A 13,312-nucleotide genomic window follows, 5' to 3' on the forward strand; every position below is an offset into this window, starting at 1 on the left:
CAAACGCAATCACGGGGCGGCAAAGCCGCCCCGATTTTAAGATTTCACGCAGACATTACTTCTGCCAGCTTTTGACCAGTTCGTCGTAATTGACGGTGACCGGCTTTTCCTTTTCGGTAGCAACCTTCAGCTGTGGCGCCAGATTGCCCTTCGAAACGGCGTCCTTGTTCCAGTAGTCGATATCATGTTCTTCCGCCAGTTTCGGGCCGATATCGCCCTGCACACCGGCGCGCTCGATACGAGCCATGACCTTTTCCTGCTCGGCGCAGAGCGAGTCCATGGCGGCCTGTGCGGTTTTCGCACCCGAGGATGCATCGCCGATTGCCTGCCACCAGAGCTGTGCAAGCTTCGGATAATCAGGAACGTTGGTGCCGGTGGGCGACCATTGCACGCGGGCCGGCGAGCGGTAGAACTCGATGAGACCACCAAGCTTGGAAGCCCGGTCCGTGAAGCTCTGGTGATGGATGGTGCTGTCACGAATGAAGGTGAGACCCACATGGCTCTTCTTCACATCCACGGTCTTGGAGGTCACGAACTGCGCATAGAGCCATGCGGCCTTGGCACGGTCGTCGGGGGTGGACTTCATCAGTGTCCACGAACCCACATCCTGATAACCGAGCTTCATGCCGTCTTTCCAGTAGACACCATGCGGCGAAGGTGCGACGCGCCATTTCGGCGAACCGTCCTCGTTCACAACAGGCAGGCCGGGCTTGGCCATATCTGCGGTGAAGGCCGTGTACCAGAAGATCTGCTGGGCGATATTGCCCTGCGCCGGCACCGGACCGGATTCGGAGAAGGTCATGCCCTGTGCTTCCGGCGGCGCATATTTCTTCAGCCATTCGAGATATTTCTCGATGGAATAGACCGAAGCGGGACCGTTGGTATCACCGCCGCGTGCCACGCAGGAACCGACCGGCTGCGACTTGTCGTTGACCTTGATGCCCCATTCATCGACAGGCAAGCCGTTCGGCAGGCCCTTGTCGCCGTTGCCGGCCATCGAAAGCCACGCGTCGGTGAAGCGCCAGCCAAGCGACGGGTCCTTCTTGCCATAGTCCATATGGCCGAAGACCTTCTTGCCGCCGACATCGCGGCCAGTGAAGAATTCGGCAATATCCTCATAGGCCGACCAGTTGACCGGCACGCCGAGGTCATAGCCGTATTTGGCCTTGAAATCGGCCTTGTTCTTGTCGTCGTTGAACCAGTCGTAACGGAACCAGTAGAGGTTGGCGAACTGCTGGTCCGGAAGCTGGTAGAGCTTCTTGTCCGGCGCCGTCGTAAAGGCGCTGCCGATGAAGTCCTTGAGGTCGAGGCCGGGATTTGTGACATCCTTGCCTTCATTGGCCATGAAGTCGGTCAGGTTGCGCACCTGCTGGTAGCGCCAATGCGTGCCGATGAGATCGCTGTCGTTGACCCAGCCGTCATAAAGGTTCTGGCCGGTCTGCATCTGGGTCTGGATTTTTTCGACGACGTCACCTTCCTGAATGATGTCGTGCGTCACCTTGATGCCGGTAATGGCGGTAAAGGCCGGTGCCAGAACCTTGGATTCATATTCATGCGTGGTCAGGGATTCGGAAACGACCTTGATGTCCATGCCGGCGAAAGGTTTCGCCGCATCGACAAACCATTGCAGTTCCTTCTCCTGATCTGCACGGGAAAGCGACGACATATCGCCGATTTCCTTGTCCAGAAACTGTTTTGCCTCCTCCATTCCGGCGAAAGCGGAACCCGTCATTGCCAGCAGCATGGCTGCCGTCGTCGTCATCAGATGCCGTCGCATATCAGTCCTCCCAGGGGTTGCGATTGCATGAAGTCCTCCAGTGCGGTTTTCCTCCGCCGCACCGTTCTTTCTGCTCTAGACGAAACGGAAAACGCCGATGGCGTAGACCATGGACAGAGCGAGAGCCCACCACAGGTTCGGGCCGACCAGCCCGAGCCATGCGAGATGAATGAAAGCGCTGCCAAGCAGCGAAATGAACAGCCGGTCGCCGCGCGTGGTCTCAAAGCGCAAGAGACCGAAGCGGGGATTGCCGCCGGGCGAGAAATATTCCCAGAACCACATGCCGACGAGCAGCACGGCGATGGCGCAGAAAAATGCGGCTGTCTGCCAAGTCCACGCCATCCAGGTAAAATCGGGCATCTTCGTCATGGTCAAACCCTCCCCAGCGCAAAGCCCTTGGCGATGTAATTGCGCACGAACCAGATCACCAGCGCGCCCGGAATGAGTGTCAGCACACCGGCGGCGGCAAGCAGACCCCAGTCCATACCAGCGGCGGACACGGTTCGCGTCATCGTCGCGGCGATCGGCTTGGCGTCCGTCGTCGTTAACGTGCGGGCGATCAGAAGCTCGACCCACGAGAACATGAAGCTGAAGAAGCAGGCCACACCGATGCCGGAGGCGATGAGCGGCATGAAAATCTTCACGAAGAATTTCGGGAAAGAATAGCCGTCAATATAAGCGGTTTCGTCGATTTCCTTCGGCACGCCGGACATGAAACCTTCAAGAATCCACACCGCCAACGGTACGTTGAACAGGCAATGCGCCAGTGCGACCGCGATATGCGTGTCGATCAGCCCGAACGCCGAATACAGCTGGAAGAAGGGCAACGCAAAGACGGCGGGCGGCGCCATGCGGTTGGTCAAAAGCCAGAAGAACAGGTGCTTGTCACCGAGAAAACGGTAACGGGAGAAGGCATAGGCCGCCGGAAGTGCTGCCGCTACCGAAATCACCATGTTCATGACGACGTAGATGATCGAGTTGATGTAACCCGAATACCAGGAGGAATCGGTAAAGATCGTCCGGTAGTTCTGCAGCGTCGGCTGGTGCGGATAAAGCGTCATGGACGAGACGATTTCCGCATTCGTCTTGAAACTCATATTGACGAGCCAATAGATCGGCACCAGCAGAAGGATGATGTAGATTGTCGGCACCAGCCAGGAAAAGCGTGATGGTCCGTGGCGGCGGCGCGAGCGTGCGGCAACACCTGATAATCCCGCCGAAGCAGCTTTTACAGGCGAATTTCCCATCCGTTCCACGCTTGCCGTGACATCAGAGGCGCTCATGTCTCAAGTCTCCGCGTCGTGGCTGGTCATGACGGTGTAGAACACCCAGGACAGCAGCAGGATGATGAGGAAGTAGATCAGCGACATGGCCGCCGCCGGCCCCAGATCGAACTGGCCGAGCGCCATCTTGACGAGATCGATGGACAGGAAGGTGGTGGAATTGCCCGGGCCGCCGCCGGTGACGACGAAGGGCTCGGTATAGATCATGAAACTGTCCATGAAGCGCAGCAGGAAGGCGATCAGCAGCACCCGTTTCATCTTCGGCAGCTGGATGAACCGAAAGACCGCAAAACGCGATGCGCCATCGATCCTTGCTGCCTGGTAATAGGCATCCGGAATGGAAACGAGGCTGGCATAACACAACAGCACGACAAGGCTTGTCCAGTGCCACACATCCATGACGACAACCGTGATCCATGCGTCGACCGGATCGTTGACGTAGTTATAGTCCAGCCCGAGCTGATTGGCATAATAACCGAGCAGCCCGATATCGCTGCGACCGAACACCTGCCAGATGGTGCCGACGACATTCCACGGCACCAGAAGCGGCAACGCCATCGTTACGAGGCAGACCGGCACGCCGATACCGGATTTCGGCATCTTGAGCGCGATGAAAATGCCGAGCGGAATTTCAATCGCCAGGATGATGCCGGAAAATACCAGGTTACGCCCGAGAGCATTCCAGAAGCGATCGGAGCTAAGAATTTCCTGGAACCATTGTGTTCCCGCCCAGAAGAACTGATTGTTTCCGAAGGTGTCCTGCACCGAATAATTCACGACGGTCATTAGCGGAATGACGGCGGAAAAGGCGACCAGCACCAGAACCGGCAGCACCATGAACCACGCTTTGTTGTTCCAGCTCTTTTGCATGGTCAGGCCCCCATCTTCACACGCCAGGAATCGGCGAAGACGCCGATGGCGGCCGGGTCGAAGCGCACACCCGCTTCCGCCGGGATTTCCTCGTCTTCGGCAACGACGATCGCCAGCTTCTGGCCCGCGAACCGGGCGCGCACGATCTTCTGTCGGCCGATATCCTCGACCTTATCGACCGTGATGGGCATTCCACCCCGTTCCAGCCGGATAAACTCCGGGCGGACGCCGATCTCGATGCGCTGCGCGCCATCAACCTTCGGCACGCCGGCAAGCGGCACGCCGAGGCCGCCAACCATAGCGGTTGCGCCGTCTATCTTGGCGGGCAACACATTCATGCCGGGCGAGCCGATGAAATAACCGACAAACGTGTGCCCCGGCCGCTCGAAAAGCTCGGCGGGCGTACCGATCTGGACGATCTGCCCGTCATACATGACCACCACCTTGTCGGCGAAGGTCAACGCTTCGGTCTGGTCGTGGGTAACATAGACCATGGTGAAACCGGATTGCCGGTGCAGGCGCTTCAGCTGCGAGCGCAGCACCCATTTCATATGCGGGTCGATCACCGTCAGCGGCTCGTCGAACAGGATCGCATTGACGTCGGAACGCACGAGCCCGCGCGCCAGTGAAATCTTCTGCTTTTGGTCCGCCGTCAGCCCACGCGCATGGCGTTTGGCCATGCCGGAAAGATCGGTCATCTCAAGGATGTCCCGCACCCGCCGGTCCACCTCGGCTTCCGGCACATTCCGGTTGCGCAGCGGAAAGGCCAGATTGTCGTAGACCGTCATCGTGTCGTAGACGACCGGGAACTGGAACACCTGGGCGATATTGCGATCTTCGGTGGCAAGATCGGTAACATCTGTGCCGTCGAAAGCGATCCGGCCTTCGGACGGACGCAACAACCCGGAAATGATGTTGAGCAGCGTGGTCTTGCCGCAGCCGGAAGGTCCGAGCAGCGCATAAGCGCCGCCATCCTGCCATTCGTGATGCACTTCTTTCAGGGCATAGTCGCCTGCAGCCTGCGCCTTGGCGTTATAGGCGTGGCGAATGTGATCGAGCGTGATGCGTGCCATGACCGATCTCCCTCAAGCCGCTTTGCCAATGGCGCGACCATTCGCGTCAAAGGCCATCAGATGTCGCGTATCGAGAAACAGCTCGATGTCCCTGTCCGGTTCGATATCGTGAATGCCGTGCGCCAGCATGACCCAGCGCCGGCCCGAAAATTCCACATGCACGAAGCTCTCCGATCCGGCGATTTCCGAAATCAGCGTCCGCGCCCGGATGGATTGCCGCGCCTCTCCCTTCGCATAGGGGAAAAGATGGTGCGGCTGGAAGGCGATGGTCACCGGGCCATCCGGCATGGCGGCAAGATGCGCTGGAACGGCCACCACGGCATGCTCGGCGCGGGTGAAAGCGCCGCCCGTCTTGACGACCTCGATGGTGTTCAGCGGCGGATCGGCAAAAATTTCCGCCGTCACGATATCCACCGGATGCCGGTAAACATCGATCGTGCGGCTGAACTGCGTTATCCGCCCTTCGTTGAGCGTCGCGGTATTGCCGCCCAGCAGCAGCGCCTCGGAAGGTTCAGTGGTGGCATAAACGAAGATCGCGCCGGATTCCGCAAAGATGCGCGGCAGCTCTTCGCGCAGTTCCTCGCGCAGTTTGTAATCGAGATTGGCCAGCGGCTCATCGAGCAGCACCAGATTGGCATTCTTGACGATGGCGCGGGCAAGCGCCGTGCGCTGTTGCTGGCCACCGGAAAGATTGAGAGGCGTCCGGTCGAGAAAGGGCGTCAGCCTCAAAAGCTCAGCGGCTTTCCTGACCTCCCTGTCGATCGTCGCCTGATCTTTGCCGGCGACCCGCATCGGCGAGGCGATGTTTTCGTAAACGCTGAGTGCGGGATAGTTGATGAACTGCTGATAGACCATGGCGACGTTGCGCTTCTGCACCGGCCAGCCCGTCACGTCCTCACCGTTGAAAAGGATCGATCCACCGCTCGGCTTGTCCAGCCCGGCCATCAGCCGCATCAGCGTCGTCTTGCCCGAAAGTGTCGGTCCAAGCAGGACGTTCAGGCTTCCGCGCTGCAACGTCAGATCGGTCGGGTGAATATGATATTCACCGCCGGCCATCTTCGAGACGTTTCGCAATTCAAGCATGGTGATCCAAAGCCTCCTCCGCTTTTCGATCGGATCGTCAGATTGCCTTCAAGCGTTCCCCTGCAATGTCTTCGATATAATCCTCCAGCCCGCGCACCTCTTCAGGGGTGAAAAAAAGCCCCTGCTTGGTACGGCGCCACAGAATATCCTCCGCCGTCAGCGCCCATTCCCGCGCCATCAGCCAGCGAACCTCAACCTCATAAAGCGTGCCGCCGAAATGACGGCCCAGTGCTGCGATCTCCCCCGCACTGCCGATTATCGACACGGCATCCGTTCCGTAACAGCGGACAAGCCGCCCGGCATGACGCTCTTCGAGGAAGGGGTAACGCGACCGCAAGGCCGAAACCTCCGCGGCATAGGCCTCGGCACCGAAGTTCCCGCCCGGCAAATGCGAGCCCGCCGTCCAGGGCGCACCCTTTTCACCCAGCGCATCGCCGATTTTTTCAAGAGCATGTTCGGCAAGCCGCCGATAAGTGGTGAGCTTGCCGCCGAAAATATTGAGCAAAGGTGCTTCCCCCTCCGCTCCATCAGTTTTCAGCACATAATCGCGGGTCGCTTCCTGCGCTTTCGACGCGCCGTCGTCAAACAGCGGCCGCACGCCGGAATAGGTCCAGACGATATCGTCCTGCGTCACCGGCTCGGCGAAATATTCGCTGGCCGCGCTGCAAAGATAGCTGATTTCCTCCGCGGTGATCTTAACAGCGCGGGGGTCGGCGGTATAGTCGCGATCCGTCGTACCGATCAGTGTAAAATCCTGTTCGTAAGGGATGGCGAAGATGATGCGCCCGTCCGGATTCTGGAAGAAATAGGCGCGCGGATCGGCAAACTTCTTGCGCACGATGATATGGCTGCCCTGCACGAGGCGGACATTGTGAACGTTGTTTTTCCCGAATGTTGAAGCCAGAACCTTGTCCACCCATGGCCCGGCGGCATTTACCAGCATGCGCGCCCGGTAGGTCGCGGTTTCGCCGGCAGCACCCTTGGTTTCGACCCGCCAGAATGCGCCTTCGCGTCGCGCCGAAACCACCTGTGTGCGGTTGAGGATCAAAGCGCCACGATCGGCGGCATCGCGGGCGTTCAGCACCACAAGCCGGGCATCGTCCACCCAGCCATCGGAATATTCGAAAGCGCGGGCGAAAATCGGTTTCAGCGGTTTTCCGGCGGGATCGCGGCGCAGATCGAGCGAACGGGTCGCGGGCAGAAGCTTACGGCCGCCGAGGTGATCATAGAGAAAAAGTCCGAGACGCACGAGCCAGGCCGGACGCACGCCGCCCTTCTGGAATGGCAGAACGAAACGCATGGGCCAGATAATGTGCGGCGCCATGGCCCACAGCACCTCACGCTCCATCAGCGCCTCGCGCACCAGACGAAACTCGTAATGTTCAAGATAGCGCAAACCGCCATGGATGAGTTTGGTTGCCGCTGAAGAGGTGCCGGAGGCAAAATCGTTCATTTCCGCAAGTGCGACGGAGTAACCTCTGCCAATGGCATCACGCGCAATACCACAGCCATTGATGCCGCCGCCGATCACGAAAATATCGTGGATTGCCTCGTCAGACATGAATTCTCCCGCACTTTCATCGACGCTCTCCTCATCGATATATTGAAAGCACGATCATCTAATTCGAAGACAAAACGAATGTCAAACGAAATTCCAATGGCGCAGGATCAGGTCTCCCGCGCCTCGGTTTCAATCAGTCGGACGTCATGATCGGCACAGATGGAGCGGATCGAATCAACAGGACAATGATCGGTAATAAAGGTATGCACCTGCGAAAGATGACCGATGCGCACCGGGGCAGTGCGCTCGAATTTGAGCGAATCCGACACCAGAATGACATGGCGGGCATTGGAGATGATCGCCTGCGCGACCTTGACCTCGCGGAAGTCGAAATCCAGCAACGCGCCGTCCTCATCGATGGCCGAAACGCCGATGACGGCGAAATCGACCTTGAACTGGCGGATGAAATCCACCGCCGCCTCACCGACGATACCGCCATCAGAACCGCGCACCACGCCGCCGGCAATCACCACCTCGATGCCGGGGAAGACCCGCAACCTGTTGGCAACATTGATATTGTTGGTAATGACCATCAATTCGTGGTGGTCCGCCAGCGCTTCACCCACCGACTCGGTCGTTGTGCCGATGTTGATAAAGAGCGACGAGTTGTTGGGGATGAGGGCAGCGGCAGCGGCCCCGATAGCCTGTTTTTCGACAGAAGCAATCGCGCGGCGCGCCTCGTATTTGACGTTTTCATTGCCGCTTGGAAAAAGTGCGCCGCCATGGATGCGCGTCAGCACCCTGGTATCGCAGAGATCGTTCAGGTCCTTGCGGATCGTCTGGGGGGTCACCGAAAAGCGCGCCGCCAGCTCGTCGACCAGTACCCGCCCGTTCGCTTTCGCCAGCGCAACGATTTCATCCTGACGCGGTGTGAGCAGCATTTCACCCTCCCTTCTCTTTCAATTTTTTCGTTTTATTGAAGAGCGAACGAAAAACCAATGTCAAGGGAAGGTTTGTAGTAGTGCGTTCTACCTGTCTGTGAATATGTCTGAAACACGCAACAACGTTGAGCGCAAACTTATTAGCCGGCTTTCTGAGCCAGCCGCTCCTGTATATCGTGAGCGGAGAGCCCCGAAGACGCGGTGCCAAACGCATCACCGATGCCGATCAGCACGGGTTCGTTCACGCCCAGTCTCTCGACTGCCGCAGCCAATTGCGCGAGCGAACCGCACCAGCGCTGTTCATTCGCCCGGCTGACGGAAATCATCACCGCAACCGGCGTCGAGGCGGGCATACCACTAGCGAGCAGGGAAGACTGGATAGCTGCTGCGGTTCGGCCGCCCATATAAAAAACGGTGGTCACGGCGGGATTGGAGAGCGATGCCCAATCGATATTCTCCGGTAACTTTCCCTGCCGCGAATGACCTGTGACGAAGCGGACAGACTGGGCATGGTCGCGATGCGTCAGCGAGACGCCGAGGCGGGAGGCCATGGCACTTGCGGCGGTAATGCCCGGCACGACGTCTACCGGGATATTTTCGGCCTCCAGCGCGGCGATCTCCTCACCGGCGCGCCCGAAAATCATCGGATCGCCGGATTTCAGCCGCACCACCCGTTTGCCGGCCTTGGCGAGGCGGATCATCATATCGTTAATGTCTTCCTGCTTGCAGCTTTCCCGGCCGCCACGCTTGCCGACCAGCATGCGCTTCGCCTCCCGCCGCGCCAGTTCCAGCACTTCCGCTGACACGAGATCATCGAATAAGATGACATCGGCGGCCTGCAGGGCGCGAACTGCTTTCAGCGTCAGAAGCTCGGCGTCGCCCGGACCGGCACCCACGAGCGTCACAAGTCCGCGCCCTGAGCCCGTGCGCGCGGTCTGCGTTCCGATATCCATCAGCAGCCGTTCTTCGCTGCTCTCATCCAGCCTTTCGGTAAAAGCCCGGTCGACGAATTTTTCCCAGAAAGATCGCCGCGACGGGCCGGGCGCGAGCCGCAGATTGACGCGCTCGCGGATCGTCTGGGCAAGCGCGCCCCAATCCTTCAGCGCCAGCGGCAGCAACGTCTCGATGCGCCGGCGAATTGCCTGCGCCAGAATGGGGGCCGCACCATCGGTGGAAATCGACACCACCACCGGCGAGCGATTGACGATGGAGCCGAACTGGAACTGGCAAAATTCCGGCTTGTCGATGACGTTGACGGGAACACCGGCCGCCCGCGCCGCGGCATAAAAGGCTTCAGCTTCCACATACGTTTCGCAATCCGCCAGCGCCAGTTCGGCGTTTTCGAATATGCCGGGATGCCACAGGTGGTCGTTAAAAATCAGGGCCGGGCTTTTTGTGACAAGTGCGTTGAAGGTCTCCGACAAATCGCTTCGGGCACAATAAACATGCACCTCCGCGCCGCAGGCAAGCAGCAGTTCCGCCTTCCAGGCGGCCCCATCCGATCCACCTGCCAGCACCACACGTTTACCCTCCAGCCCCCAGAAGACCGGCAATTTGGCCAGCTTTTCCATGCGCGCCGGTTCATTCCGCTGCGGTTTTAAGGCATCCATCGATGATCCCCCTGATTTCGGCGCGGCAGGAGCCGCAATTGGTTCCGGCATTCAACGCCTTGCCGATGGCTTCGACACTGTGACAGCCATCGCGGATGGCGGCAGTGATTTGATTGACCCCAACATTAAAGCACGAGCAGACCGTCGCACCCGGATCGGCGCGTCCGGCACCGGGACGACCGGCGACCAGCGCAAAGCGCATGCGCAAATCCTCATGGCGCTCGGTCAATTGCGAGATAGCCCAGTTGCGGGCGACGGCCACCGGCTGATTGGCGATGAACAGCGCTGCCAAGAGAGTCTCACCATCGAAAAAAGCGAGGCGCAGATCACCCGTCTGTCGGTCGCTATAACCCAGCGGCTCGATCCTGACATCGATGCCGAAAACCCGCCGCGCCCAGAGCGTCCAGTCATGCGGCTCTTCCTCGAAGGCAAGCTCCATGCGATAGCCGCCTTCCGCCTTCGCAATCGCCCAGTAGGCACAATCCGGCGCATCGGGCCGGGTGCGGGAGATGGCGAAGCCATAAGCCTTTGCCTCGAAAAGCCTTGCCTTCACCGCCACATTTTTCGAAGCGGGCTGGCCGGAATGCGGATCCGTGACCGGCGCGACAACCACATCGATGCGCGCCCGTGATGCGAACTGGTCGTTCCAGTGCATCGGCGCAAAGACCGATCCGCGCGCCTGTCTTTCGCTGACCAGTGCGCGCAGCAGAACCTTGCCATACGGGCTTTCCAGCTCCACCAGATCAGCGCTTTCGATGCCCAGCACCTGCGCATCACGCGGGTGAAGTTCGGCGAATGGCTCGGCAATGTGGGCAGTCAGCCGCGCGCTTTTGCCGGTGCGGGTCATGGTGTGCCATTGATCGCGGATACGGCCCGTATTCAGTGTCAGCGGATAATCAGGCGATGTTCTGCCGGTCTCCGGCAAGGCGGTGGCGATGAACCGCGCCTTGCCATCGGGATGGTAAAAACGGCCATCCGCGAAAAAGCGCGTCTCGGCGTTGCCACCGTGTGCGGCTTTCGGCCATTGAAAGGGCGTCATCGCATCGTAAGAATCCCGTTCAATCCCGCTAATATCGAAATCACGGCTTCCTGCATTCTCGAAGCCGGAAAGAGCAGCGTGTTCGGCAAAAATCTCCGACGCTTGCCGGTAGGCAAAGGCAGTGTCGAAACCCATCCGCCGGCCCACTTCCGCCATCTGCCACCAGTCGGCCGTCGCTTCACCGGGCGCGTCCAGAAAACCGCGCTGGCGGGAAATACGCCGTTCGGAGTTGGTGACGGTGCCGTCCTTCTCCCCCCAGCCGAGCGATGGCAACAGCACATGGGCGTGACGAGCGGTATCGGTGTCAGCCATGACATCGGACACCACGATGAAAGGACAGGCCTTGATCGCGGCTTCAACGGCGCTTGCATCCGGCATGGAAACGACGGGGTTGGTCGCCATAATCCACAACGCCTTGATGCGGCCGTCGGCCACGGCTCGGAACATATCCACCGCCTTCAGGCCGGGTTTTCGCGCAATCGCGGGTGAGGCCCAGAAACGCTGCACGCGATCGCGATCTTCGGCATTTTCGATAGCCATATGGGCGGCCAGCATGTTGGCCAGCCCGCCGACCTCGCGCCCGCCCATGGCGTTGGGCTGGCCGGTCAGCGAAAACGGCCCCATGCCCGGCCTGCCAATGCGGCCGGTGGCAAGGTGGCAATTGATGATGGCGTTGACCTTGTCGGTGCCACTCTCTGACTGATTGACGCCCTGGCTGTAACAGGTGACGGTTTTTTCCGTGCGTTCGAACAATTCGTAAAAGGAGATCAGCTCCGCGATTGTCAGGCCGGTGGCCTCGGCGATCTCCGGCAGGCTATGCTCGCCTGCGCTCTGAATGGCGTCGTCGAAGCCGGCCGTGTGGTTTTGCACATAAGCATTGTCGATCGCGGCGCTGCCGGAAATATGCGCCAGGAGGCCGGTGAACAGCGCCACATCTCCATCCGGCCGGATGGCGAGATGCATATCGGCGATATCGGCGCTCATCGTCCGGCGCGGATCGATAACGACGACTTTCATGTCCGGCCGCAGCGTCTTCGCCGCCGCCAGCCGTTGATAGAGGACCGGATGACACCATGCGAGGTTGGAACCGGTCAAGATCACCAGATCGGCAAGCTCCATGTCCTCATAGGTGCCCGGCACTGTATCGGCTCCGAAAGCGCGGCGATGGCCGGCGACCGAAGACGACATGCAAAGCCTTGAATTGGTATCGATATTGGCCGAACCGATGAAACCCTTCATCAGCTTGTTGGCGAGGTAATAATCCTCGGTCAGCAATTGGCCGGAGACATAAAAGGCAACCGAATCTGGGCCATGTTCGGCGATGGTCTCAGAGAAGCGCGACGCCACGACGTCGAGGGCTTCGTCCCACGTTGCGGGTTTTCCGTGGATTTTCGGGTGGAGAAGGCGACCGTCAAGATCGATGGTCTCTGCCAGAGCAGAACCCTTCGAACACAGGCGGCCGAAATTGGCGGGGTGGTCCGGATCGCCTTTGACGGAAACGGCGCCATTGTCGTTGACGGTGGCGATGACGCCACAGCCGACGCCACAATAAGGACAGGTGGTTTTTGTTTCAACGGGCATGGGTTTGCCCTCTCAACGCGAGGCGTTTACCCCCCTCTGTCCTGCCGGACATCTCCCCCTCAAGGGGGGAGATCAATCGCCGCACAAACTTCTCTCCACAGTCTGCGTCGCCGACCATAGAGATGAAGCGGAAAGCCCGCAGCTTGTCGATCTCCCCCCTTGAGGGGGAGATGTCCGGCAGGACAGAGGGGGGTATCTTCGCCGCCATCCAAAATCACTCCGCCGCAATCATCAAAGTTTCAAGCGCTATCGAAAGCCGGCCATCGAGATTGCGGACGGGGATGGTCTTCACCTCCCCCTCATCCGCCCCCAGCGCCTTGCCGGTTTCCAATGAAATGACCCAATTGTGCAGCGGACACGTCACCGAAGCACCGTGCACGATGCCCTGGCTCAGCGGGCCGCCCTTGTGCGGGCAATGATCCTCGATGGCGAAGACCTGGTTTTCCGCCGTGCGGAACACGGCAATCTTGCCCATCGGCGTTTTCACGCAGCGCGCACCACGCAGCGGAATGTCGGAGATATCGCCTATATCGATCCAGTTGCTGTCCATCGCT

11 protein-coding genes are annotated in these 13,312 nt (G+C 59.5%); all 11 read right to left on the reverse strand.

Going from position 1 to position 13,312, the window contains the following annotated elements; translation table 11 throughout:
* Positions 1-55 precede the first annotated feature (55 nt).
* Positions 56-1,777, reverse strand: a complete 1,722-nt coding sequence (locus FCH38_RS12645; protein ID WP_174373980.1) for an extracellular solute-binding protein — start codon at positions 1,775-1,777, stop codon at positions 56-58.
* A gap of 75 nt (positions 1,778-1,852) precedes the next feature.
* Positions 1,853-2,146 (reverse strand): DUF2160 domain-containing protein, encoded by a 294-nt coding sequence (locus tag FCH38_RS12650; protein WP_174373981.1) that lies wholly within the window; start codon positions 2,144-2,146, stop codon positions 1,853-1,855.
* A 2-nt stretch (positions 2,147-2,148) separates the two neighbouring features.
* Positions 2,149-3,060: a carbohydrate ABC transporter permease gene (locus tag FCH38_RS12655; RefSeq protein WP_153514271.1), complete on the reverse strand. Its 912-nt coding sequence runs from the start codon at positions 3,058-3,060 to the stop codon at positions 2,149-2,151.
* Between the two features lie 3 nt (positions 3,061-3,063).
* Positions 3,064-3,930 (reverse strand): carbohydrate ABC transporter permease, encoded by an 867-nt coding sequence (locus tag FCH38_RS12660; protein ID WP_174373982.1) that lies wholly within the window; start codon positions 3,928-3,930, stop codon positions 3,064-3,066.
* A gap of 2 nt (positions 3,931-3,932) precedes the next feature.
* Positions 3,933-5,003 carry an ABC transporter ATP-binding protein gene (locus tag FCH38_RS12665; protein ID WP_174373983.1) on the reverse strand — a complete coding sequence of 357 codons (1,071 nt, stop codon included), beginning with the start codon at positions 5,001-5,003 and terminating at the stop codon, positions 3,933-3,935.
* A gap of 12 nt (positions 5,004-5,015) precedes the next feature.
* Positions 5,016-6,086: an ABC transporter ATP-binding protein gene (locus tag FCH38_RS12670; RefSeq protein ID WP_174373984.1), complete on the reverse strand. Its 1,071-nt coding sequence runs from the start codon at positions 6,084-6,086 to the stop codon at positions 5,016-5,018.
* A 37-nt stretch (positions 6,087-6,123) separates the two neighbouring features.
* The gene (glpD, locus tag FCH38_RS12675) at positions 6,124-7,647 is read right to left on the reverse strand and encodes a glycerol-3-phosphate dehydrogenase (protein WP_174373985.1); all 1,524 of its coding nucleotides are present in this window, start codon (positions 7,645-7,647) and stop codon (positions 6,124-6,126) included.
* 107 nt (positions 7,648-7,754) lie between these two features.
* Positions 7,755-8,528 (reverse strand): DeoR/GlpR family DNA-binding transcription regulator, encoded by a 774-nt coding sequence (locus tag FCH38_RS12680; protein ID WP_046799057.1) that lies wholly within the window; start codon positions 8,526-8,528, stop codon positions 7,755-7,757.
* A gap of 140 nt (positions 8,529-8,668) precedes the next feature.
* Complete coding sequence (cysG, locus tag FCH38_RS12685; RefSeq protein ID WP_174373986.1) at positions 8,669-10,138, reverse strand: siroheme synthase CysG; 1,470 nt, start codon at positions 10,136-10,138, stop codon at positions 8,669-8,671.
* Complete coding sequence (locus FCH38_RS12690; protein WP_174373987.1) at positions 10,110-12,758, reverse strand: molybdopterin-dependent oxidoreductase; 2,649 nt, start codon at positions 12,756-12,758, stop codon at positions 10,110-10,112. Before FCH38_RS12690 ends, cysG begins: the two co-directional genes overlap by 29 nt.
* A gap of 214 nt (positions 12,759-12,972) precedes the next feature.
* Positions 12,973-13,308 (reverse strand): nitrite reductase small subunit NirD, encoded by a 336-nt coding sequence (gene nirD / locus FCH38_RS12695; protein WP_003505867.1) that lies wholly within the window; start codon positions 13,306-13,308, stop codon positions 12,973-12,975.
* Between the last annotated feature and the right edge of the window lie 4 nt (positions 13,309-13,312).

The organism is Agrobacterium tumefaciens, from assembly GCF_013337285.1.
GTDB lineage: Bacteria > Pseudomonadota > Alphaproteobacteria > Rhizobiales > Rhizobiaceae > Agrobacterium > Agrobacterium burrii.